The organism is Rothia mucilaginosa, assembly GCF_001061665.1.
Classification (GTDB): domain Bacteria; phylum Actinomycetota; class Actinomycetes; order Actinomycetales; family Micrococcaceae; genus Rothia; species Rothia mucilaginosa_A.
In genome coordinates, this window is record NZ_JVSP01000002.1 from 122,303 (window position 1) to 144,351 (window position 22,049).

At 63.8% G+C, this 22,049-nt stretch carries 18 protein-coding genes and 1 pseudogene; 15 read left to right on the forward strand and 4 right to left on the reverse strand.

Features of this window, described 5'->3' with window-relative positions; genetic code table 11:
* Positions 1-209: 209 nt before the first annotated feature.
* Positions 210-692 carry a RidA family protein gene (locus ADJ95_RS00860; RefSeq protein WP_049331639.1) on the forward strand — a complete coding sequence of 161 codons (483 nt, stop codon included), beginning with the start codon at positions 210-212 and terminating at the stop codon, positions 690-692.
* A complete protein-coding gene (locus ADJ95_RS00865) occupies positions 685-1,881 on the forward strand; it encodes an NUDIX hydrolase (protein WP_049331642.1) in 1,197 nt (398 codons plus the stop codon). Before ADJ95_RS00860 ends, ADJ95_RS00865 begins: the two co-directional genes overlap by 8 nt.
* Before the next feature lie 233 nt (positions 1,882-2,114).
* Here the strand turns inward: ADJ95_RS00865 and ADJ95_RS00870 are convergent, their stop codons facing one another.
* Entirely contained in the window at positions 2,115-2,792 is a 678-nt protein-coding gene (locus tag ADJ95_RS00870; protein WP_005504653.1) for a Crp/Fnr family transcriptional regulator, read from the reverse strand.
* A gap of 327 nt (positions 2,793-3,119) precedes the next feature.
* On the opposite strand from ADJ95_RS00870, the gene ADJ95_RS00875 reads away from it, so the two are divergent.
* Positions 3,120-4,295, forward strand: a complete 1,176-nt coding sequence (locus ADJ95_RS00875) for a MarP family serine protease (protein ID WP_049331646.1) — start codon at positions 3,120-3,122, stop codon at positions 4,293-4,295.
* A gap of 167 nt (positions 4,296-4,462) precedes the next feature.
* On the opposite strand, the gene aroQ is transcribed toward ADJ95_RS00875, so the two are convergent.
* On the reverse strand, positions 4,463-4,903 hold the full coding sequence (aroQ, locus tag ADJ95_RS00880; RefSeq protein ID WP_049331649.1) for a type II 3-dehydroquinate dehydratase: 441 nt from the start codon (positions 4,901-4,903) through the stop codon (positions 4,463-4,465).
* A 140-nt stretch (positions 4,904-5,043) separates the two neighbouring features.
* On the opposite strand from aroQ, the gene nth reads away from it, so the two are divergent.
* Positions 5,044-5,970 (forward strand): endonuclease III, encoded by a 927-nt coding sequence (gene nth, locus ADJ95_RS00885; RefSeq protein ID WP_049331651.1) that lies wholly within the window; start codon positions 5,044-5,046, stop codon positions 5,968-5,970.
* 110 nt (positions 5,971-6,080) lie between these two features.
* A complete protein-coding gene (locus ADJ95_RS00890; protein WP_049331653.1) occupies positions 6,081-6,836 on the forward strand; it encodes an NUDIX hydrolase in 756 nt (251 codons plus the stop codon).
* Positions 6,837-6,921: 85 nt separating this feature from the next.
* On the opposite strand, the gene ADJ95_RS00895 is transcribed toward ADJ95_RS00890, so the two are convergent.
* Entirely contained in the window at positions 6,922-8,952 is a 2,031-nt protein-coding gene (locus tag ADJ95_RS00895) for a bifunctional 3'-5' exonuclease/DNA polymerase (RefSeq protein ID WP_049331656.1), read from the reverse strand.
* Between the two features lie 525 nt (positions 8,953-9,477).
* On the opposite strand from ADJ95_RS00895, the gene ADJ95_RS08960 reads away from it, so the two are divergent.
* The 6 genes and pseudogenes from ADJ95_RS08960 to ADJ95_RS00920 all read left to right on the forward strand — a co-directional run bounded on the left by ADJ95_RS08960 (position 9,478) and on the right by ADJ95_RS00920 (position 13,963).
* Positions 9,478-10,974, forward strand: a complete 1,497-nt coding sequence (locus ADJ95_RS08960) for a CpaF family protein (protein WP_152691677.1) — start codon at positions 9,478-9,480, stop codon at positions 10,972-10,974.
* A gap of 131 nt (positions 10,975-11,105) precedes the next feature.
* Positions 11,106-11,417: pseudogene (locus ADJ95_RS09450) on the forward strand (type II secretion protein F); the annotation flags it as partial.
* Between the two features lie 360 nt (positions 11,418-11,777).
* The gene (locus ADJ95_RS09455) at positions 11,778-12,179 is read left to right on the forward strand and encodes a type II secretion system F family protein (RefSeq protein WP_239662747.1); all 402 of its coding nucleotides are present in this window, start codon (positions 11,778-11,780) and stop codon (positions 12,177-12,179) included.
* Positions 12,180-12,266: 87 nt separating this feature from the next.
* On the forward strand, positions 12,267-12,956 hold the full coding sequence (locus tag ADJ95_RS09070) for a DUF4244 domain-containing protein (RefSeq protein WP_049331661.1): 690 nt from the start codon (positions 12,267-12,269) through the stop codon (positions 12,954-12,956).
* A 79-nt stretch (positions 12,957-13,035) separates the two neighbouring features.
* A complete protein-coding gene (locus ADJ95_RS00915) occupies positions 13,036-13,503 on the forward strand; it encodes a TadE family type IV pilus minor pilin (protein WP_049331664.1) in 468 nt (155 codons plus the stop codon).
* Positions 13,451-13,963 (forward strand): Rv3654c family TadE-like protein, encoded by a 513-nt coding sequence (locus ADJ95_RS00920; RefSeq protein ID WP_080974906.1) that lies wholly within the window; start codon positions 13,451-13,453, stop codon positions 13,961-13,963. The genes ADJ95_RS00915 and ADJ95_RS00920 overlap by 53 nt, the downstream gene beginning before the upstream one ends.
* A gap of 29 nt (positions 13,964-13,992) precedes the next feature.
* On the opposite strand, the gene ADJ95_RS00925 is transcribed toward ADJ95_RS00920, so the two are convergent.
* Positions 13,993-16,740: a DEAD/DEAH box helicase gene (locus ADJ95_RS00925; RefSeq protein ID WP_080974907.1), complete on the reverse strand. Its 2,748-nt coding sequence runs from the start codon at positions 16,738-16,740 to the stop codon at positions 13,993-13,995.
* A 167-nt stretch (positions 16,741-16,907) separates the two neighbouring features.
* Between ADJ95_RS00925 and ADJ95_RS00930 the strand changes: the two genes are divergently transcribed.
* From ADJ95_RS00930 to ADJ95_RS00945, 4 genes are all read left to right on the forward strand, one after another.
* Complete coding sequence (locus tag ADJ95_RS00930) at positions 16,908-17,819, forward strand: rhodanese-related sulfurtransferase (RefSeq protein WP_049331667.1); 912 nt, start codon at positions 16,908-16,910, stop codon at positions 17,817-17,819.
* Positions 17,819-18,316, forward strand: a complete 498-nt coding sequence (locus ADJ95_RS00935; RefSeq protein WP_049331670.1) for a GyrI-like domain-containing protein — start codon at positions 17,819-17,821, stop codon at positions 18,314-18,316. The genes ADJ95_RS00930 and ADJ95_RS00935 overlap by 1 nt, the downstream gene beginning before the upstream one ends.
* A gap of 312 nt (positions 18,317-18,628) precedes the next feature.
* The gene (locus tag ADJ95_RS00940) at positions 18,629-19,720 is read left to right on the forward strand and encodes an LLM class flavin-dependent oxidoreductase (RefSeq protein ID WP_049331672.1); all 1,092 of its coding nucleotides are present in this window, start codon (positions 18,629-18,631) and stop codon (positions 19,718-19,720) included.
* A gap of 869 nt (positions 19,721-20,589) precedes the next feature.
* Complete coding sequence (locus ADJ95_RS00945) at positions 20,590-21,543, forward strand: hypothetical protein (RefSeq protein ID WP_049331675.1); 954 nt, start codon at positions 20,590-20,592, stop codon at positions 21,541-21,543.
* Positions 21,544-22,049 lie beyond the last annotated feature (506 nt).

The window sequence follows — 22,049 nt, forward strand, 5'->3', positions numbered from 1 at the left end:
CCTCCGGCGGCTCCCCCAGCTATCTTCGCTCCGCGCCGAAAACGTGGCTGCAATTGGGAATAGCTGAGGCGGGCCGCCGGTTAGCCGTTTAACCCTTCGAAAAGTGAAGGGTACACCGCGGACCCGTGGAAAGAACTGTATAACGGCACGCAACGCACACATCTCATCACCGTCCGGGTGTGAACACCCGCAATCCTTCTGGAGTAATCATGACTGAATCTCGCATCGAAGCCCGCATCCGCGAACTCGGCTACGAGCTGCCCGTCGCACCCGCCCCCGTCGCCGCCTACGTTCCCGCGGTGACCTCCGGCTCCTACGTGTACACCTCCGGCCAGCTGCCCTTCGTCGACGGCGTTCTGCCCGCCACCGGTAAGGTCTCCGGCTCCGGTGAAGAGGGCTTCGTGAACCCCGAGGACGCGAAGAAGTACGCGGGCATCAGCGTGCTGAACGCCCTGGCCGCCGTTAAGTCCGTGATTGGTGACCTGGACCGCGTTCAGCGCGTCGTAAAGGTTGTGGGCTTCGTGGCCTCTGAGGTGAACTTCACCGCTCAGCCGGCCGTAATCAACGGTGCATCCGAGCTGCTCGGCGAGATTTTCGGCGAGGCTGGCCAGCACGCCCGTTCCGCCGTGGGCGTGCCCGTGCTGCCCCTGGATTCGCCCGTCGAGGTCGAGATTATTGTTGAATATGTCTAATCAGCTGTACACCGGCGCACTGCCGCTGTCGGCTATCCGCGCGGCCCAGGCGCAGCGCGCCTCTCAGGAAGGTCGCCAGGTTGAGACTCCCGGCGGCGCCCACGACCTGAAGACGCTGCCCCTGCCCGTGCAGGAGCGCCGATTCGGCACCGCGGAGGTATCTGCCGAGCCCGAACATCCCCGCATGTTCACGGGCCGCAACTCCTCGCCCGCACCCCGCACCGAGGCCATTCAGCGCCTCTACGTGATCCCGGAGTTCATGCGAGCCGCCGCGGAAAGCTGGTGCGAAGAGGGTAACGAGGGAACCCCCGGTTGCACGATGCGCCAGGCGGCCTCCGTCATCTTCGTGCGCGACGGCGACAACGGCCTGGAGACCATCTTGACCTACCGCCCGGGCACTTCGCCGCTGGGCGTGGTGGCCTTCCCCGGCGGTACCGCGCTCCCGGGTGACGACGAATCCGCCTCCTGGGTGGGCCCCGGAGCCGAATACTGGCAGAAGCAATTTCACTACTCCGACGTGACGAAAGCGCGCCGCAGCGTCATGGCCGCTGTGCGCGAATCCTTCGAGGAGACGGGTATTCTACTGGCCGGCGAGGATGAACAGGACGTCGTGGAACGCTCCAGCACCCCCGAGCTGATGGCCTGGCGCGAGGCCGTGGCCGATCAGGACAAGAGCTTCGCGCACTTCCTGTCTTCGAGCGGACTCAGTATTCGCGCTGACCTGCTGCGCCCCGTAGCGCGCTGGCAGTCCCCGGACTTCTTCCTCAAGCGCTACGACATCGCCTACTTCACCACCGCCCTGCCGGTGGGGCAGGACCCGAAGCTGCTGCTCGGCAAGGGCGTGTGGGGTGATTGGCTGAACGTGCGTGAGCTTCTGGAAGCGCGCGATACGAGCGAGCTGGGCGACCGCATCGGCCAGCCCAATACTGTGGGTCGCCGCCTGGAAGAGCTCGTGACCCCCGGCGTCATGTGCATGCTGGAGTCTCTCGCGAGGGCCCAAACCTCGGTGGCGTGGCTGTCGAAGCGCCGCCGCATCGAGGTGCGCAAGGCCGTGCTCGTGAGCCATAACGGCGCTTGCATGCTCTCCTTCACCGAGGTGGAGCCTCCCGCTCCGACCGGGCCGGTCTTCACCGGAGGCCTGGGCGCGGTGCCCCAGACCGGAAGCGAGCTGGACGGACGCGTCGCATAGCCTCGGGCCTGCGCACGCTGGGCATGTACACTCTCAGACCGACCATTACCGAGGCTCAGGTCGCCTCGACCGCACCGCTCGACGCATAAATTAACGGCAGGAGCCGCCTCCCCATGCAAAGGAGGCGGCTCCTGCCGTATGTAAAGCGTAACGTTGCGGCACTCATCCTGCCTGGCAGAGCCGGGACGAAAGACCGCAAGGTCGAAGAATGATAGCGGTTATGCCGCTACCGCCTAGCGGGAACGCTGGCGCAGGCGGGGCAGGTCGAGGATGACCACGGCGCGTGCTTCCAGACGAATCCAGCCGCGGGAAACAAACTCGGCCAGAGCCTTGTTCACGGTCTCGCGGGATGCGCCAACCAGCTGTGCCAGCTCTTCCTGGGTCAGCTCGTGTGCAACGAGCACACCGTCGGTTGCGGGGCGGCCGAAGCGGTCGGCCAGATCCAGCAGAGCCTTGGCCAGGCGGCCGGGAACATCGGAGAAGACCAGGTCGGCCAGGGCCTCGTTAGCGTGGCGCAGGCGGCGAGCCAGGGTCTTGATAACCTGGTCGGAAATCGAGGGGTCGAGCTGCTGGGCACGTTTGAAGGACTCGTGCTTAATAGCTGCCAGGCGGGTCTCGGAAACAGCCACCGCGTTGGTCGAACGGGGCGAAGGATCGAAGAGAGCCATCTCGCCGAACACGTCGCCGGGGCCCATGATGGCGACCATGTTCTCGCGGCCATCGGCGGCGGTGCGACCCAGCTTCACCTTGCCGGAGAGTACGGCAAAGAGCTGATCGTCCTGGTCACCCTCGTAGAAGAGGACGGCGTTACGGGAGAGGTCAATCTCCTGAATGTCATCGGTCAGCAGGGCAAATGCTGCGTCGTCAAGGTTCGCAAAAAGAGGGGTGCGACGGAGGATCTCGAGATCCATGAAGTTCTCCTAGATATGAGGTGAAGAGCCGAAGCCCGTGATGTTCAGTGAGTGAGCCTGAACCTATGTAAAGTATCTCACGACTGCAGTGTGAGACGGCTCAAGCGGGTGTGACATATTCAACTGATAAGAGCGTACCCTAAAATTTTGGTTTAAGCACTCAGAATCCGGAGCTTTACAACAAAAGTTTTTCATTCCCGGTAAATTCTAAGGTTTAGCACAGCTTATGGGTCTACTATCGGTCCATTGGGTGTGCCCACCGACGGGCCGCATATCGTGGGTGCATCCCTGATCATTTCTACCCACCCCCAAGGAGGCCCCGTCAAAATGGCTGACATTAACCCCCTTGATATCGTCATCCCCATTCTTCTACTGCTCTACTTCCTCGCCGGAATCCGTAGCGGCTTCTTCACGACCCTCGGCACCTTCCTTGGCCTCGGCCTGGGCGTTTGCGCCGCTGCCTGGCTCGTGCCCCTGGCCGTCGCCTCCGTCGGGACCCAGTGGAGCCTTATCACCGCGGTTGGCGTGCTCATCCTCTGCCTGACCATCGGGCAGTGGCTGGGCATCGTCGCCGGACGTACCATCCGGAAGGTCACCGACGTTACCCCGCTGAAGGGCATCGAACGATTCTTCGGCGGCGTGCTCAACCTCGCCGCCTGCGCCCTCGTGCTGGTCGTGCTGACCATCTCGATGCGCACCGTGCCCATCCCGCAGCTGAACACTGCGCTCAGCCAGTCCAAGACCCTGACCTGGATGGTCACCAGCACCCCCGACGCCCTTAAAGACCAGATTGACTCGGTCCGTAACAACGTGCTCGCCTCCACCTCCATTCCCGAGGTCAGCGAGCTCATCGCCCCCGAAGCATCCGCCCCGACCCAGAGCGTTGAGTCCGATGCGCTTGACGCCGCCAGCGCCTCCGTCGTGGAGATCCTGGGAGCCGCAGAGCAGTGCGGCTACACCTCCACCGGCTCCGGCTTCGTGGCCGACACGGGCCTGGTCGTCACCAACGCCCACGTGGTTGCCGGCGTGACCTCACCGGTCGTGCAGGACTCCCGCGGACGCACCTGGCCCGGCACCGTGGTCTACATGGATAGTGAACAGGACCTCGCGTTCATCAGCGTGCCGAAGCTTCCCCTGAAGCCGCTTACCATCGGTAAGAACGCCTCCGCGGGTAGCCTCGTGACCTTCATGGGCTACCCCAAGGGCGGCCCGTTCAAGGCGCTGCCCGCCACCGTGCAGGGCATCGGCAACACCCAGACCATCGACGCCGACACCGGCCGAGCCAACGCCATGCGCCAGGTCTATCAGCTGGCAGCCGACGTTCAGCACGGCAACTCCGGTGGTCCCGTCCTCGACGAGAACGGCAACGTGGTTGGCGTGATTTTCGGTAAGGCAACCACCGGCCAGACCGGCTACGCCATCACCGCGACCACCCTCAAGCAGGCCCTGGCCGAGGGCGGTAACAACACCGCCGCGGTCTCCACTGGATCCTGCCGTAAGTAGCTAGTGTCGAGCCGCGGAACAGTGGCACAACAGATCAGGCTCCCGCCCTCGCACGAGGAACGGGAGCCTGAACTATTTCACGAACGGGGGAGGGCAAGTTACTCAGCGAGATGCTGCGCTGCTATTCCGCCAGATGCTGCGCTGCTATTCCGCCAGATGCTGCGCTGCTATTCCGCCAGATGCTGCGCCAGGAAATCAACCGCCATGACGTAACCGTAAGCGCCGGCGCCGGCAATCACCGCGGTGGCCTGCGGGGATACGAAGGAACGGTGACGGAACTCCTCACGGCGGTGAACGTTCGACAGGTGCACCTCAACCACCGGAAGCTCCGCCGCCTCCAGAGCGTCGTGAAGCGCCACGGAGGTATGCGTGTACGCCGCCGGATTGATAATGATGGCGGCCCCGCGCGTGCGGGCACGCTGAATCTCGTCCACCAGAACACCCTCGTGGTTGGACTGCATGAATTCAACGTCGAAACCGTGGGCGGCGGCACGCTCACGCACTGAACGCTCAATATCGTGCAGGGTCGTGTAGCCGTACACCTCGGGGCGGCGATGCCCGAGCAGGTTCAAGTTCGGGCCGTTAAGCACAAAAATCGTATCTGACATAGAACCAGTGTGGCACAGCAGGCACCCGCACAGTACGAGCCAACGCGAACTGCCCAGAAAATGACGCGGTATAGAAGACGGAGGCCAACTACGGTGAACCTCGCTACCGTCCGCACCCCAAAGCCCGGTACCCTCACGCTATGACCGAGAACGCCACCCACCCCGCAACGGCCGCACAGAACACCCCGGCCCAAGACACTGCGGCAGACAACACCGAATCACTCCTGCAGATTCGCGTCGTCCCAGAGTTCAAAGCCGCAGCCGCCGCACGCCGCCTCAGCGCACGCGCACCCGAAAGCCACCTCGCCACCGTGCGCCGCGCCCGCAAAATCAACCGCATCCTCGGCGAAACCTACCCCTACGCGGTCGCCGAACTCGACTTCGACACCCCCTTCGAGCTACTCATCGCCACCGTGCTCTCGGCGCAGACCACCGACGTGCGCGTCAACTCCGTGACCGGTGCGCTCTTCGCCCGCTACCCGGATGCCACCGCGCTCGCCTCCGCACGCTACGAGGAGGTCGAGCCCTACATCCAGTCCCTCGGCTTCTTCCGCGCCAAGGCACGCTCCATCGTGAACCTCTCGCGCCAGCTCGTCGAGGAGCACGGCGGGCAGGTGCCCTCCACCCTCGAGGAGCTCGTCAAGCTCGCCGGAGTCGGCCGCAAAACCGCAAATGTGGTGCTCGGCAACGCCTTCGGCGTGCCCGGACTGACCGTCGACACGCACTTTGGCCGCCTGGCCCGCCGCATGGGATTCACCACCGCCGAGGCCCCCGAAGCGGTCGAAAAAGACGTTGCAGAGCTCATCGAACGCAAGGACTGGACCATCTTCTCGCACCGCATGGTCTACCACGGCCGCCGCATCTGCCACGCCAAGAAGCCCGCCTGCGGCGTATGCCCGGTTGCAGATCTCTGCCCCTCTTACGGCATCGGCGAGACCAACGAGCAGAAGGCCCGCAAGCTCATGAAATACGAAATGGCCCCCGGCCGCGAGGACCTGCACCTTCGCTTTCTGCAGGGCGCAACCCGCCGCCAGCTACAGGCCGAGGGGTACCCGCTCAGCGCCTAGCCGGCCCCTGCCGTACACTGGTGAAATCGCCGTAGACGGCCCGCCCGGATAGCGCGAGCCATGGACGAGCACAACCCCACGCCTGCATACGATGCGGAGAGCAACCAACTATGACCGTGACCAGCGGAACCGAGCACCCTGCCCGTGACCTTCTCGAGGCCCTCGCCAGCGGCGGGGTCGAATTTGACGTGGACGCCCTGCTACGCAGCGCCCCCGCCAGCCCCCTGAGCAAGGAGGCCGCCGTGCTGATTCTCTTCGGCGTTCTCGATGACTCGCCCTCCACCGGCGAATTCGAAGGATGCCCCGAGAACGTGGGTGCCGACCTGGACGTGCTTCTGCTCGTGCGCGCCGCAACACTTCGCGCGCACGCCGGTCAGCCCGCCTTCCCCGGCGGGAAAATCGACCCCGAAGACTACACGCTCGCCGAGTCCACGGGCGAACCGGTCGCACACATCGCCGCACTGCGCGAGGCCGTGGAGGAGACCGGCCTGGACCCCGCCGGCGTGCAGGTCCTCGGCCAGCTACGCACCCTGCCGCTTCCCATCAGCGACTTCATGGTCACCCCCGTCATCGGTTGGTGGAACAGCCCCGTGCCCGTCAGCGTGGTCGACCGCAACGAATCGGCCCTCATCGCGCGGGTTCCGGTGCACGATCTGCTGAACCCCGCCAACCGGCACACCGCCTACATCAAACGCGGCCGCACCTCGCACCGCACCCCCGCCTTCGATGTGCGCATGCCCGGCGGTGAGGAGTTCACGGTGTGGGGATTCACCGCGATTTTGCTGGACCGCATCTTCGACTCGCTCGGCTGGACCGTGCCTTGGAACCGCAACGATCTACGTCCGGCACCCGGGTACGAGCCCTAGAACCCGCCGGTCGTATGGCGTGCCGGCCAGCCGGTGGAAACGAACGCGGCCCCACCCCGCGGCGGCCCGCACAGCCCGCCGCGGGTTATTTACCTTCGGAGTAATCGTGCACGTGGTGCACCGAGACGGGAAAATCCACCGGGACCCTGCCGAAAAGCAGACGTGCCGCCTCCGCCGCACACTCGCGCACGATGCGAGCCACGCGCTCGGCCTCCAGCTCCGGACCGCACAGCAGCAGCTCATCGTGCAGAAAATAGACGATGCGGGTGCGCATGGGCATGCCGAAAATCGTCTCCGTCAGCAGGCGGGTGCGCACCGAACCCATCCAGCACAGCGCCCACTCCGCGGCGGTTCCCTGAACAATAAAGTTGCGGGTCATACGGCCGTGAGCACGCGCGGTCGACACCGCACGCGATTCGGCCGCCGGTGAGGAACGATCCGCCACAATCTCGCGAAAACGATCGCTCACCGGCGGTGAAGTGCGCCCCAGAAAAGTCGTCACCTGACCACCCGCCTCACCGATGCGCGCCGCCCGCTCCGTGAACTCCATGGCCTGCGGGAAGAGGGCCGCAACGTGCGGAAGAAGCGCCCCAATCTCGCCGCTGCGTCCGCCGTACATGATGGCGAGCATGCCCACCTTGGCATGGGCGCGCTCCGTCAACCCCACGCCCTTGAGACGCGCCAACTCGGCGATGCCGGCGTACAGGTCGGCGCCTCGTCCGGCCGATGCGAGCGCCTCATCCCGGCTGAGGGCCGCCAGGATGCGCGGCTCAATCTGCGAGCCGTCCGTCACCGTCAGAATCTGCCCCTCGGGGGCCTGAATTGCCTGCCGAATCTCGGCGGGAAGCTGCAGGGCACCGCCGCCCGAAGCGCCCCAGCGCCCGGTCGCGGCCCCGCCCACCTCAAGGTGCGGGCGGAAAGCGCCCTCAGAAACCCAGGTGTCGGACCACGCCCAGCCGTTGGCGGTCCAGATGCGGTACAGCTTCTTGTAGCGCAGAATCGGTTCAATGAGGGCCTGCCGCTTCTGCCGCTGCGAGGGCACGGCCTTCGCCCAGCTCTTGAGCTCCCAGGACCGGGTCGACGTCACCGAGGCACCCGCCGACTGCAGGGCGTGTAGAAGCTCCTGCGGTGAGTCGGGGTTAAGCGTGGGCATGAACAGCATGCGCTGGATCTCTTCGACCAGCTCCTGCATCTTTTGTGGGCGTTGGCCGGGCTCGGGCCGGGGGCCCAGTAGTTCCTGCAGGTGTTCGTGGTGAGCCCTCACGTTAAAGGGGATGCCGTAGTACCCGATTTCGGCAGCGACGAGGGCGCCCGCCGATTCGGCCGCCGCCAGCAATCGCAGACGTTCGGGATGCTTCGAGGAGCTGATGGCCCGCGCCTGGGCCAGCCATTCGCCCATGAGGGCGCGCACGACGGGGTGTTCCGGCAAAAGACGGACGGGCCCGGCCGAAAGCTGTGCCTCGAAAGGCTCGTGAGGCGCCGGCTCAAGAAGATCGTGGGTCCCCGAGGCCTGCGTGGGATTCTTTGAGGAAGCACCGGCTGAACCGGCGTTCTTCTGAGCGGCACCGCTCAGGAAATCCGCGCCGAATAGTTCCTCCTGCCCCTGAATTTGGCGGGCCACTGGCAGGTATCCCTGGGGCTCTAGAGCCTCGGCGAGTTCCGAGAGGTCCAGCTCGGTTTCGTAGCTGACAAAGCGGCTGGGATGCGTGGCTGCGGTCCGCAGAATACGCTGCACGAGCCGCAGATCGTAGCACTGGTGCACGCGCACCCCGCGCCGTAATAGCAGGGGTGCGATGTGGCGGGTATCGGCCCAGATCCAGCGCGGGGGTCGGCGGTCCGAGGACCGCTCGGCCCTCCGCTCAACCTCGCGCACGTAGGCCGCCAGGTTCGCGGCGCTGACCCGGTCTGCGCGCAGAATCTGCGGAATGAAGGAAGGGTCGGCCAGCTGCTCGGCGGTGGGGTCTTCGTAGTGGAAAGCTCCCCAGGACGTCACCGGGCTCTCCGCCCGGCCGCGCGCGGGCACGCCCGCCGCAATGCGGGCGGTGACGGGCTGATTCGCGGTGCCGGTGCGGGCCGTGATGTCCGCACCGGTGGCGGGGCTGAGGAGGATGTACATAGTTCCATTATCGGTGACGACCGGGTGCGGGCCGTGACGGGGCGTCGAGCCTGTGGATAGTAGGAGCGGCTGAGCGGCTGAAGGGGTTGTGCGAGGCTGGGGGCGCTGTGCGAGGCCGGGATGCCGTGTGAGACAGGGGTGCTGTGCGAAGCGGGGGCGGGTCTTGAAGCGGGTGAGTTTTGGAGTAAGCGAGTTTTGGGGCGGACGACTTTGGGGCTGTGCGGTTTTCGCGTTTCGTCATAAAGCCGTCGGAACGGAGGCTGAGCGGCCAAAACGAGGCGAAAACGCCCTGTGGATAACGGATTTTTCGGGGTTTAAGCCGGAATTATCCACAGAACGATTGTTCTATATTTGGGGGTTTTCCTCACGTGGTGTGATGAACCCATGAAGAATACCGACCAGCTACAGAACCCGCAGCGCACCCTACTCGCTGACTCGCCGCGCGTGAGGGCGCAGATTCCTCCGCGGGAGTCGGAACAGGGCCTTGCCCCCACACCGCCAGCTGGGGCGCCTCACGGGGTGCCTATGCCTAGCGGGGTGTCTGCCGGGGCGAGTGTTTCCGCGCTGATGGTGCCCGAAGACTACCGGGCCCGCGCCGTGGCCGTACAGGCGAGGGAGCGCATCCTGCGTTCCCCGGAATTCAGCTCCCTCGCGCTCGACGGAGCCGCGGCCTTCAACGGGCCCTCATCAGCACAGCCCTTCTTCGAGTCGCCGTTGCGTCCTCTCCTCGAGGGGGTCGTGGAGGAGGTTATCGCCGAGATAGACGGAGCCCCGCCGCCCGGTGCGCTCCCGGGGCCGTCCCGGGTAGCCCCGGGGATTCTGCACCGTTTTATGCCCCGGGTCTTCTCGGGTACCCTCTCCCTGCGGAGAAAGCCGGGGAAGCTGCCGGGCGTTTTTACTGCACATCCCGCAGGTCCGCGCGCCGCCGAACGGGGGACCGCCCCGTGGAGCTACCCCAGCGTCGAACACGTACCCGTCGACCGAGAACTGGCTCTGCGCTACCTGGGGTCTGAGCTCTACGGGTTTGGCGCGCTCGATTTGCTCCTCGAAGCGGGGGAAAAACTCGGCGCCGCCATCACCGATATCTATGTGAACTCACCCTGCGATATTTGGGCGGGCATCGGCGGTGAGGTTCGCCCCGTCGCCCTGAGCCTCGGCAACGAGCAGCGAGTGCGTGCCTTGGCCGAGCGCCTTATTCGCCGCCGCGGTGGGCAACTGGATACCGCGCATCCGGCTACCGACGTCAGCGACGAGGTGGGGCGACGCATCCACGCCATCATTCCGCCCCTGAGCGAGCGCACCCGCCTGTCCATCCGATTGCCGGCAAGGGAACGCCCTGGCCTAAACCGCCTCGTCAGCGCCGGATTGTGCGATGCCGCAACCGCCGACTACCTGCGTCGCATGGTGGCCGAGCGCCGTGGATTCGTCATCAGCGGCGGTACGGGAACCGGTAAGACGACGCTCCTCAACGCCCTGCTGGGGCTGTGTGAACCGGCCGAGCGCATCGTCATTCTGGAGGACACCCCGGAGCTCGCCCCCGAACACGAGCAGGTCGTTGCCCTTAGAACCCGAGCCGCGAATTCAGAGGGTGCGGGCGCTATCGGCCTGGGCGAACTCATCGTGCAAGCCCTGCGCATGGGCCCGGACCGCCTGGTGGTGGGGGAGTGCCGCGGGGCGGAGGTGGTGCACCTGCTGACCGCCATGAACACCGGTCACCGCGGTGCCGGGACCACGCTGCACGCCAATAGCGCCGAGGCGGTGCCTCGCCGACTGATTGCCCTGGGCGCGCTCGCGGGCCTGGATTATAGAACGGTTGCTCTGCATACGGTGACGGCTTTTGAGCGCATTATTCACCTCGAGCAGCAGGGCGGCCGCCGCCGCATTGAGGGCGTGTATAGCCTGCACGTTGAGGGGCCCGAAGAGCGGTTGCGGGTGCGGAGGATTCCCATTAATCCGGAGTCCGATCGAGGGGTAGCCCCGTCCGAGTCAGCCGGAGGCGCCCAGGAAAGGGGGAGAGCATGAGAGCCGCACGAACCGCATCGCTGAACCTGCGGGAGCGCTGGAAGAATCGCCGCCCCGGCGTAGCGGATGCCGACGAGATGCGCGTATGGCCGCTCGTGTTGCGTTCCCTGGCCCTCAACCTGCGGTCGGGGATGAGTCTGCACGAGGCGGTGCAATCCCTCTCGTACCCCGAAGAGCACCCACGGATCGGTGAAGATATTCGCCGGTTTATCCGGGCTCTGGAGACCACCTCGGCCTGGGGACTATCGCCGCATCTGGCCTGCGAACAGGTTCTTAGCGAGGGCGAACGCAGCCTGCGACCTCACAGCCGAGAACGCCTGCGCGACCTGTCCCTCAGCCTGCGCATGAGCGAAAACGCCGGAGCGCCCCTGGCCACCAGTCTGGAGCGAGCCGCCGAGCACGCCGAGGAACGTATCGATGCGCTCCTGGGACGGCAGAGCGCGCTGGCGGCGCCTCGAGCTACCGGTCGAATCCTCTCGTGGCTACCGCTCATCGGGCTGGGGCTGGGAATGTTGATGGGCAGCGACCCGCTGGGCGTGCTCACCGGCTCGGTGGCTGGTGCCCTCGCGGGCTTGCTCGGACTCGCGCTGGCCCTGATAGGGCGAGGGTGGACGGCCCGGCTGATGCGCCGGGCCGAGGAGGAGAGCGAGGGCAGGAGCTCCCCGGCCGCTCAGCCCGTCCGACTCGGTGGGCACCTCGCGAGGGAACCGACCGGTCGTGAGGCTCGACGCTTCGGCTCTTTGGGGCACACGTCTTTGGGGCACACGGAAGCCTGCGCTCCACCCGGAGTGGACACAGCTCTCATGTTGGAGCTGCTCGCCGCGCAGCTGAGGGCCGGGCTCTCGCCACTTTCGGCCCTGACGGCTCTCGCCGAGGCCCTGAACAGCGGGCAACTGCGAGCGATATGCCGCCGACTGCAGATGGGAGCCACCTGGGAGGCGGCCTGGGCCGGAACCGCCACGGGAAGCTGGGGTCCGCTGAGGGACGCACTCGCCCCGGCCTACACCGCCGGTAGCCCGAGCGCGCCCCTGCTCAGGGCCCTCGCCGACGCGCAACGCCTGAGTGAGCGTCGCGCCGCGGAGCGGGCCGCCGGAAAACTTTCGGTTGCCCTGGTCGTGCCCCTCGGACTCTGCTCCCTACCGGCATTCATCTGCCTGGGCATCGTGCCCATCCTCATTTCGCTCCTGCCGACCCTCACCGGGTAGGCCCCGCGGGAACGATCCCACATTCTCGCGCCGAGTTGAACGAACCGCTCGGTGCGCAATCCCAAATACCTTGAGAAAGGAAGACCAATGACGAACATTCTGACCCCCACCTACCCCGAACGACGTGGAGAGAACGAAGCCGACCGCTACGAGGCGGAGGCTGCCCAGACTATCCTCGGGCCCGTGCCGCTCTCGGTTGCTATCGCCACGACCCTCAAACAATTGCGCGAGGAATGTGCGGACCTCTTCGACGGGGATGAATTGCCCGATACGAAGGCCCCCAAGATTACCCTGCCCGGCGCCTCGAGCGAGGCCCCGATGGGGCTCCCGCAGGAGCTGGCTCGGCGCGAAGAACGCGTTCTGAATATTGCCCGTGCCCTGGCCGAGGGATGCACCCTAGACTCTTGTGGCCCCACCTGCTGCGCGCTGGGTTGCGCGCTTGACGAAGGTGAAGAACGTAGCTCGCGCGCTGCGGGAGATGGGACTGCGGTCGCTGATTCGACCGGGTGTTACGGGACTTCATACGGGGACGAACCGCTCGAGCTCTCCACTGCTCTCGGTGCCGCGGAGCGTGAAACGCACGAAGCCGAACGTTACGCCCCCGCCGGTGACGTGGAGGAGGGTGCATCCACCGCGGAGTACGGAATCGTCATGCTTGCGGCGGTCGGCTTCGCGGGGCTGCTGGTGGTCATCCTCAAATCGGACGAGGTGCGTTCAATGCTCCTGGACATCGTGCGTAACGCCCTCTCGATTGCGGGAAACACGGGCCTGATATAGGGCTATAAGATATTGGGCCAGGCCTAATTGTGACCGGTAGAAACACCTGGAATATCAGCACAGAAAGGAGGAATAAAGAATGACCGTTCGTGTCATTTTAGGTCGTATTGTGGGTAGGTCTCGGAGGCGCAACCCTCGGCCCGAGGAACTGGGCGCCGTAACCGCCGAGTTCGCGGTGGCCCTGCCCGCCGTGACCGCGGTGCTCGCCCTCTGCCTGGGGGCAGCCTCCACCGGCGTGGCCCAGGTAAAGCTGGAAGAATCGGCCCGGGCGGCGGCCCGTGCAGCCGCCCGGGGCGACTCGGAAGCCGAGATTCGTGCGGTCGTCGAACGCATCGACCCGGCGCAGAGCGTGCAGGTGAGCGCGGCGAACGGGGAGCCTGGTGAGGTCTCGCAGGTGCAGGTCGTGGTGACCCGCCCCGCTCCCGGCGTTATCGGCTCCGCGACGGGATGGACCCTGCGAGCCGAGGCCCATGCCCGACAGGAAGGAGGCATCGATGAACCGGAAGAACCGGGAGGGCACAGCGCCGACTCTGGCGACCCCGGCTAGGGTGGGCGACCCGGTATCCGCGGGGTCCCGGGAGGAGGGCAGCGGCACAGTTCTCGCGTTGGGCATCGTGGCCGTTCTGCTGATTATGACGGTGACTGTGGCCGGACTCATCGGGGCGGTTTCCGCCAATCGACGGGCCTCCTCCGCAGCCGATCTCAGCGCCCTGGCCGCGGCGGACGCCTACAGGGGTCTTGCCTCCGGAGACCCCTGCGAGGTGGCCAAGGAATGGGCCGTCAAGAACGGTGCCCGGCTGGAGGCGTGCATCTTCCCGGACCGACCCGAAACCGTGGAGGTGACGGTCGCAGTGCCGGTCAGCGGCCCGATGAGCGTGCTGGGCCCGGCGAGAGCGCGAGCCCGGGCGGGAGCCGCGCACCCGCTGGGGGAGCACGCCCCGGAAGTCCCCGAGGTTGAGGACCCTCCCGAGGAGATGCCCGCGGAGGAAGCGCCACCGACGGACTGAGCTTCGGGAGTCTAGCCCTCGACGGCTTTCTAATCCCTGGCGACTATCCCGGGAGTCGCCCCCTCTTCCGTATCGGTGCTTCCGTCGATGCTCTTCAGCATGGCCCTCAGCAGGGCCATCGCGCCGGCCTTGCTGAGGGGCTCGTTGCGGTTACCGCACTTGGGCGAGTGTACGCAGGAGGGGCACCCCTGCTCGCATCCGCAGCTTTCGATGGCCTCGAGGGTGGCGCTCAGCCACCGCCGAACCGCGTTGAAGCCGCGCTCGCTGATGCCCGCACCGCCCGGCGCGGCATCGTAAACGAAGATCGTGGGCTGGCCGGTATCGACGTGGTAGAGCGTGGAGAGCCCTCCCAGATCCCAGCGATCGCTGGTGGCGATGAGGGGCAGCAGGCCGATGGCGGCGTGCTCGGCGGCATGCAGGGCGCCCGGGCCGTCCTCTTCGGTCACTCCGGCCCCGAAGAGGTAGCTGGGCTCGAACGTGAACCAGACGGCTTCGGTGATGAGCACCTCCGGGGGCATGGGCATGGGCTCGTTACCCAGGTGCTCACCGCCGTAGACCGAGAAACGTTTGTAGCCGGTCACCTGGTTGGTGACCTGAACCTGGCCACGGTGCATCGTGAGGACGGTGTCGGAACTTTCGCCGGGGCCTACGCTGCGGGCCTCCTCGAAGCGTACGCGCGCCCGCTCGGCGAGCACTCGCACCTCGGTGGTTTCGATAGCTCGCGTGTAGAAGTCCGGGTTGGCGCGGCTGAGCAGAATCACGCGCTCGTCCTCGCTGAGGGATTCGACCACGTAGAGAACGTTCTGGTGAATATATACCGCTCCGGGGTGCCCCTGACTCATGGCGTGTGCGGCGTCCATGGTGCCGACGAGCGTACCCTCCTGCCCGTCGATGAGCTGGTAGGGGCCACCACCGGTTCCGCGGATGTCGACCAGGTCGGCGGCAGACTCGGCGTGCGTCCAGAACCAGCCGTCGGCGCGGCGGCGCAGGTACCCCTGCTGCACCAGGCGATCCAGGAGCGCCTCGGTGTGTGGGCCGAAAAGGTTCAGCTCCTCAACGCGGATGGGGGCCTCCTGGGCGGCCGCACAGAGCTGAGGGGAGAGCACATAGGGGTTGGTTGGGTCGAAAACGGTGGCTTCAACGTCCTGCCCAAAAATCGCCTCCGGGTGGTGCACCAGGTAGGTATCGAGCGGGTTGTCGTCGGCGATGAGAACGGCGAGCGCGTCCTGGCCGCCTCGTCCGGCTCTGCCGATGCGCTGGGTAAAGGATGCGCGGGTGCCGGGCCAGCCGGCCACGATGACCGCGTCCAGCCCGGAAATGTCGATACCCAGCTCCAGTGCGGAGGTGCTGGCCAGGCCCAGCAGCTCGCCGTTGCGGAGCCTGCGTTCGAGTTCGCGGCGCTCTTCGGGGGTGTATCCTGCCCGGTACGCGGCGACACGGTGGGCGAGGCCGGGCTCAACCTCGTCGAGGTAGCGTTGGGTCTTCTGTGAGAGGACCTCCACGCTGCGACGGGAGCCCGCAAAGACCAGCGAGCGGGTGCGCGATAGCACCAGGTCGGTGAGCATCTGCGCACCCTGCTCGATGGGGGAGAGGCGGCGCGGGGCATTCTGTTCGGCTTCGGATTTGAGGGCCTCCTGCTGGGTGCTGCGGGCACCGGCGGCCAGGCGGTCGGTTGCTGCGGGCGGGAGTAGCTCGGGTTCCCAGAGCACCACCGCAGTCTCGCCGCGGGCAGCCGTGGATTCGGTGATGGCGGTGACCGCCCGCTGCGGCACGCCAATGAGCTTGGCGAAGGACTCGACCGGGTTGGAGCTGGTGGCCGAGGCGCCGTAGAACACGGGCACGCTGCGGTAAAGGGCGCAGACGCGCCGTAGACGGCGCATCAGATTGGCGATGTGCGCGCCGAAGACCCCTCGATAGCTGTGGGCCTCGTCGAGCACCACGTAGCGCAGCCCGCGCAGGAAGGAGGCCCACTGCCGGTGGTTGCTCAGAATCGAGTAGTTGAGCATGTCCGGGGTGGTGAGGATGAAGTTGGCGTGCTCGCGAATCCAGCGGCGTTCGCCGGTGGGGGTGTCCCCGTCGTAGCTGGCCGGGTAAAGCCCGGGAAGATTGTAGGAGGTGAGGGCGGTGAGTTGGTCTGCGGAGAGTGCCTTCGCCGGAGAAATATAAAGAATATTCGCTCTATTATTGAGGTTCTCAGCCCCGGAATACGCGGAAGTTGAGCTCACCGGTTCGCCGCACGAAGCTCGGTAAACGGCGTCCAGCGTGGGCATCAGGTAGCTCAGGGTCTTGCCCGATGCCGTGCCCGTGGCAACGATAACGTGCCCGCCGCTACCCGGTCCCTCCGCGTGCGCGCGACCCGGCGCGGACATCTGGTCGCCGGGCGAAGCTGTGGGGTGCCCGCTCCGCCAGCCGTAGCGGGCGGCGCTCGCCTCCAGGGCGGCGTCAAGACCGGCGTGGGCCGCCTGCGCGGCGGCGACCTGGTGAGCGTATGGCTCCGAAATACCGAGAGATTCGAAGGCCTCCACCACGCGCGGATGCATCCACTGCGGCCAGGGGGCGTGCTCCGCCTCGCGGGCCGGGATGGCGTGCACGTGGGTGATCTGCTCGGGCAGAGCGGAGGCGGGCGACAGCTCGGGGAGGAGGGCGCTCAGAGCCTGCTGGGTGGTGCCCGGAAGGTCGCCGAGGCGGCGGGGCACGCCGGGTGCCGCCGGTGGGCCCGAACGGTCTACGTTCGCGGATTGGGGGTCTGCGGGGTGATGAGCTGCGTGCTGGGGCATGGCTTCAATTGTAGGTCTCGGCTCGCGCGCGAACTCCCTCGTTCGTTACGGGCCCATCCGTCTTCGGTCGGAGGCGTTCCGGGGCATCGGGCGTATTTCTGTGCCGAGGGTTCGCACGCATCAAGGATTCTGTATGTATTGAGGGTATTGCACGTTAAAATAGTTTCGTGGCTCAAAATAAGATTATTCTGTATTACCAGTTCGCCCCCATCGCCGACCCGCAGGCGGTCATGCTCTGGCAGCGTGCCCTCTGCGAGAAGCTCGGCCTGCGCGGGCGCATCCTGATTTCCAAGCACGGCATTAACGGCACCCTCGGCGGCGAGATTAACGCGGTCAAGGCGTACACCAAGGAAACCCGCAAGTACCCCGGCTTCAAGAACATGGAGTTCAAGTGGTCCGAGGGTGGTGCGGAGGACTTCCCTCGCCTGTCCGTGAAAGCTCGCGACGAGATTGTGGCTTTCGGCGCTCCCGACGAGCTGCAGGTGGACGAGACCGGCGTCGTTGGCGGCGGCGTGCACCTGAAGCCCGAAGAGGTCAACAAGCTCGTTGAAGAGCGCGGCGACGAGGTGGTCTTCTTTGACGGCCGTAATGCCTTCGAAGCGAAGATTGGCAAGTTCAAGAACGCCATTGTCCCCGACGTGCGCACCACCCACGACTTCATTCGCGAGATTGAGTCCGGCAAGTATGACGACATTAAGGACAAGCCGGTCGTCACCTACTGCACCGGCGGCATCCGCTGCGAGATTCTCTCCGCGCTCATGAAGAACCGCGGCTTCAAGGAGATCTATCAGATCGACGGCGGCATCGTGCGCTACGGCGAGAAGTACGGCGATAAGGAACTGTGGGAAGGCTCGCTCTACGTCTTCGACAAGCGCATGCACATGGAGTTCACCCCCGACACCGTCACCATCGGCAAGTGCGAACAGTGCGGCGCGCCCTCGAATAAGTTCGAGAACTGCTCCAACGAGAACTGCCGTGAGCTGGTTCTGCTCTGCCCCGAGTGCGCAGCTGATGATGCGAAGCGCCACTGCGTGCCCGAGTGCTCGGTGGACCGCGAAGCCGCCGAGGTGAGGGCCTAATGGCCTCCGCCAAGGAGAACGCGGTTCAGATTTCAGAGCCCCGCGTTGAGGAACACCCGGCGATGGTCGTTGCCGGCGTTTCGCGGGTGTTTTCCCTGGATGAGGACTTCTCCCCGCTGTGGGATGAGCTGAATCAGAAGGCCTCCCCGGCAATGCTGGACGTTCTGAATGTGACCCAGTACCTGGGCGTGTGCACTCAGCCGAACCCGAAGGGGCAGGTCCGCTACACCGCGGGCTTCCTGGTGTCGGAGCCGGCGAGCGCGGCGAAGCTAGGTCTGGGCGTGCTGGAGTTGCCTGCGAGCACCTATGCGGTGGTTGAGGTGACCGGCCCGATTTCGGAGTCCATTCCGGCTGGCTTTGCGAGCTTTGAGGAGGCGTTCTTCGCGAAGAATCCGCAGTACCGCCCGGTTGGTGGCCTGGAGGTTTACGGCCGCGGCGATATGCAGGCGGCTGATTACCGTATGGAACTGTGGGTTCCGCTGGCGAAGCGTTCCTAATGTAGCTTGTTTCTGCGGTTATAGTTGCAGTTTTTAGCTGTTGAGTAGAAGAGCCCGGTGGTGCGATGTGTTCGTGCCACCGGGCTTTTCTGCGCCCTTTTCGACTATATTTTGCGCCAGTATTTTGTAGCGGTATTTTGTGGCGGTATGTGTGCCCCGTGCGGGTGAGGCGTGCGGCGAAAGCTGGGGAGCGGTGCTCTGGGTGTAATACTCCGAAATAAAATACTTGACATGTAAAGTATTTGGGGTTAGATTTAAAACACCAGCCCGGCACTACAAGAGAATCGGGCACAACCCGCAAAGGAAAAAACAATGAGCACCCCCACCAACCCCGGCACTCCGCAACTCGACGAGTCCATCCGCATCAGCCACCTCGAACCCAAGGCTGGCACCGAAAAGAAGCTCGGCTTCCTCTCCTTCGGCCACTGGGCTGAGGTTCCCGGCTCCCGCGTACCGAACGCCGCAGAATCCCTGCACCAGGCCATCGACCTGGCGGTAGGGGCCGAAGACATCGGCCTGGACGGCGCGTTCTTCCGCGTGCACCACTTCGACCAGCAGCAGGCAACCCCCTACCCGCTGCTCTCCGCCATCGCGGCGAAGACCGAACGCATCGAACTGGGCACCGGCGTGATTGATATGCGCTACGAAAACCCGCTCTACATGGCAGAACTTGCCGCCATGGCAGACCTCATCGCGGCGGGCCGACTGCAGCTCGGTGTCTCCCGTGGTTCGCCCGAATCCGTGATTCGCGGTTTTGAGAGCTTCGGCTACTACCCGGCAGAAGGTGAAAACGAGAGCGACATGGCGCGCCGTCACCTCGACATCTTCCTCAAGGCAATCGAGGGTGAGGGTATGGCACCCAGTGCTCGCGTTCCCGGCAAGTACGCCCCCGTCCAGCCGCAGTCGCCGGGCCTGCGTGACCGCATCTGGTGGGGCGCGGGCACCGATAGCACCGCCGTGTGGACCGCGCAGAAGGGCCTGAACCTCATGTCTTCGACTCTGATGCTTGAAGATAAGGGTATTCCCTTCGACCAGCAGCAGGCGCAGCAGATTCGCCTCTTCCGCTCCGAGTGGGTGAAGGCGGGTAACTCGGGTGTTCCGCGTGTTTCGGTCTCCCGCTCGGTGCTGCCGGTGGTTGATGAGACCTCGGCGCGCTACTTCGGTCGCCGCGCCGCGGAGGATTCACAGGATTACACCGGCATTATCGACAACAGCTTCTCTCGCTTCGGCCGTAGCTACATTGGTGACCCGGCGGAGATTGCCGAGGAGCTCGCTCGTGACGAGGCGGTTCAGGCAGCGGACACCGTGCTGCTGACCGTACCGAACCAGCTGGGCGTGGACTTCAATCTGAAGATGCTGGATGCCATCGTCAAGGAGATTAAGCCCGCGCTGACCACCAAGTAAATATCATAAAATTATTGAATTTATTGGTTATTTTAGAAATATTTATTGGTAAATAAATAGGGTGCAGAACGGTGTAAAAACAGTATGCTGTCTGGGTGTATCGTCCACGTGTAAGTTTGCACTTTATTCCCTAAACTAATTTTCATTATGAAGATCGCCCCCGGAGCTATGATTCCGGGGCGATCTGTGTGCTATCGGGCTATTTGAATCCGCATGTGAGGGTTGAGAATATGTGGGGTCGGGGCACATCCTATCGAGGCGCATCCTAGGTGGAAGGTCTGTTGCCTTGCGTCCTGAACCTTTCAAGGGTGGGGGAGTGGGTTTTTCCTGCGTTTCATAAAGTCGTCCGACTTGTTGATTTGACGGTGCAGGGCGGCACTTTCGAGTAATATTTGTGTTGGGTAGGCAAAGGTGATAAACGTCACGATAATAGCGGCGAGTCTCTTCTTCTGCCTGAAGGTAAATGTTGGCTTCGGGGGTGAAGAGCGTGGTTTTTTGTGGCTTTCTGCAAGAATGAATACCCGGAAAAAGGGGCATTGCCTGTTGTGGGTCGTATTAAAGCCACATATTTCTCCGCACTGAAAATAAATAATTCAAAGCGTATAAATGCAATTTATTTAAAAATTTTATTTAATGCATCTCAATGCATTTTTATTATCTTTTGAATATGCCTAGTCTTAACACGCCACCCAGGATTTTCCAACGACGATGAACCGTCGTGAAAAGGGTAGATCGAGTGCTCATCCGGAAAGCCCGGAGATAAGAGCGTTCTTCCAGGTGGATACTTCTTCCTGTACCGACCCTTTCAGAGCATCTTCGGTAGTGCATCGTGAATTATCACTCAACATACGAGATAAGGACTAGTCCTCATGACTTCTGAAAAATCCTCTATCGAGGCTCAGCAGCCCGGTTTGAGCCGCCGCCAGTTGGCAGCCGGTGCAGCCTGGGCAACCCCCGTTATCGCCGCATCCGCTGTCGTTCCGGCATATGCTGCCAGCACCGGTGATACTGCCGGCAGCGAATACGGTCTCTTCGTGACCACCGCTTATAACGGTGGTTTTGTAGGTTATACCCACAGTGATGACGCTGGTTTTAACGGCCCCACCAGCCCCCAGGCATACTGGGCTAACGGTGGCACCTATACCCCGACCATGAATGTTACTTCTGAAGGCTGCTTCACCGATGGTATGGCAAAGGTTGGCGCGGGTAGCTACACTCCTGTGACCAACTCTGGTAACGGTTCTAACGGTGGTTATGTTAGCTCGACCGGCTTCTGGTTCTCTGTACCCACCACTGCGGTGAAGACCGGTACCGGTTACGTCTCTGGTTCTAAGGCAGTTCTGAAGGCGGGTGCGCGTTTCAGCACCCTGGTGACCGTGGTCGTCCCGACTACCTCCAACTGGAAGTGGGCTCTCAACAATATTGCCCTTCAGCAATCTGCTCAGAAGTGGACTAAGGCTCTCAACGGCCGTATGTCTGATTTGAACGCTACCGCTCCGTACCTGGGTACCGCGAACGTGGCTGGCACCTGGAATGCTTCTGTGCCGACCATCAAGGATAACGGCGACGGCACCGCAACCTTTACCGGCACGATTACTTACACGACCAGCCGAGATTACACTCTGACTCAGACCGGTTCTAAGTACTACGGTCAGGTTGTTATTCTGCCCGGTGTGATTGAAGTTTACCCGGCATACGGTTTTAAGAGCTTCTCCCTGACCTCGCAGGTGGAATCGGCTACCATCACCTACTCGGGTGCTGAGGTGCCGAACGTTCAGCTGAATAACGAGCTACAGACCACCGCTACTATTCGTAGCTGCTAATCCCAGGGATAAGTCTTCTACATTAGGCAGTTGAGAGGAAGAAAACAGGGAATATATTGGCGCCGATGTTCGGCGCAGATGGTACATCAAGCGCTACGCGGACGACGGTATATGCACCGCTCCTGTAGAAGTTGCACCCTGTGGATGAGAGTGACCGCGCGGAGCATATCAGAGCAGGCAGACGGTGTTTGGTGCCCCGAATGTTGACACCCTGAATGAAATGGAAAAATGGGGGTGCGGAAGCTAGAGGAAGAATAAACCTCGCTCCGGGCTCATCACGCACCTTCAGAATCTGTCAGATCATGCGCAAACGTAATGGTTTTCAAGCCCTGTCACCTTCACACTCAGCCGATAGGGACCGGGGTAAAAACCTGTGTCATACGTGACGTACCACGGCGCTACCCGGTAGATACCCGGTGTAGAAGACAGCCCTCAGTCACATCGGTAAAGCCTCGCCCCCATAGCTTGGGAGCGGGGCTTTACCGCGCTTTAAAAGCTCTCGCAAG

Excerpts from the sequence above, each read along its gene's own strand:
- ADJ95_RS00860 (WP_049331639.1), top strand. The coding sequence starts at position 210 with ATGACTGAATCTCGCATCGAAGCCCGCATCCGCGAACTCGGCTACGAG.
- ADJ95_RS00865 (WP_049331642.1), top strand. The coding sequence starts at position 685 with ATGTCTAATCAGCTGTACACCGGCGCACTGCCGCTGTCGGCTATCCGC.
- ADJ95_RS00870 (WP_005504653.1), bottom strand. The coding sequence starts at position 2,792 with ATGGATCTCGAGATCCTCCGTCGCACCCCTCTTTTTGCGAACCTTGAC.
- ADJ95_RS00875 (WP_049331646.1), top strand. The coding sequence starts at position 3,120 with ATGGCTGACATTAACCCCCTTGATATCGTCATCCCCATTCTTCTACTG.
- aroQ (WP_049331649.1), bottom strand. The coding sequence starts at position 4,903 with ATGTCAGATACGATTTTTGTGCTTAACGGCCCGAACTTGAACCTGCTC.
- nth (WP_049331651.1), top strand. The coding sequence starts at position 5,044 with ATGACCGAGAACGCCACCCACCCCGCAACGGCCGCACAGAACACCCCG.
- ADJ95_RS00890 (WP_049331653.1), top strand. The coding sequence starts at position 6,081 with ATGACCGTGACCAGCGGAACCGAGCACCCTGCCCGTGACCTTCTCGAG.
- ADJ95_RS00895 (WP_049331656.1), bottom strand. The coding sequence starts at position 8,952 with ATGTACATCCTCCTCAGCCCCGCCACCGGTGCGGACATCACGGCCCGC.
- ADJ95_RS08960 (WP_152691677.1), top strand. The coding sequence starts at position 9,478 with ATGCCTAGCGGGGTGTCTGCCGGGGCGAGTGTTTCCGCGCTGATGGTG.
- ADJ95_RS09455 (WP_239662747.1), top strand. The coding sequence starts at position 11,778 with ATGTTGGAGCTGCTCGCCGCGCAGCTGAGGGCCGGGCTCTCGCCACTT.
- ADJ95_RS09070 (WP_049331661.1), top strand. The coding sequence starts at position 12,267 with ATGACGAACATTCTGACCCCCACCTACCCCGAACGACGTGGAGAGAAC.
- ADJ95_RS00915 (WP_049331664.1), top strand. The coding sequence starts at position 13,036 with ATGACCGTTCGTGTCATTTTAGGTCGTATTGTGGGTAGGTCTCGGAGG.
- ADJ95_RS00920 (WP_080974906.1), top strand. The coding sequence starts at position 13,451 with ATGAACCGGAAGAACCGGGAGGGCACAGCGCCGACTCTGGCGACCCCG.
- ADJ95_RS00925 (WP_080974907.1), bottom strand. The coding sequence starts at position 16,740 with ATGCCCCAGCACGCAGCTCATCACCCCGCAGACCCCCAATCCGCGAAC.
- ADJ95_RS00935 (WP_049331670.1), top strand. The coding sequence starts at position 17,819 with ATGGCCTCCGCCAAGGAGAACGCGGTTCAGATTTCAGAGCCCCGCGTT.
- ADJ95_RS00940 (WP_049331672.1), top strand. The coding sequence starts at position 18,629 with ATGAGCACCCCCACCAACCCCGGCACTCCGCAACTCGACGAGTCCATC.
- ADJ95_RS00945 (WP_049331675.1), top strand. The coding sequence starts at position 20,590 with ATGACTTCTGAAAAATCCTCTATCGAGGCTCAGCAGCCCGGTTTGAGC.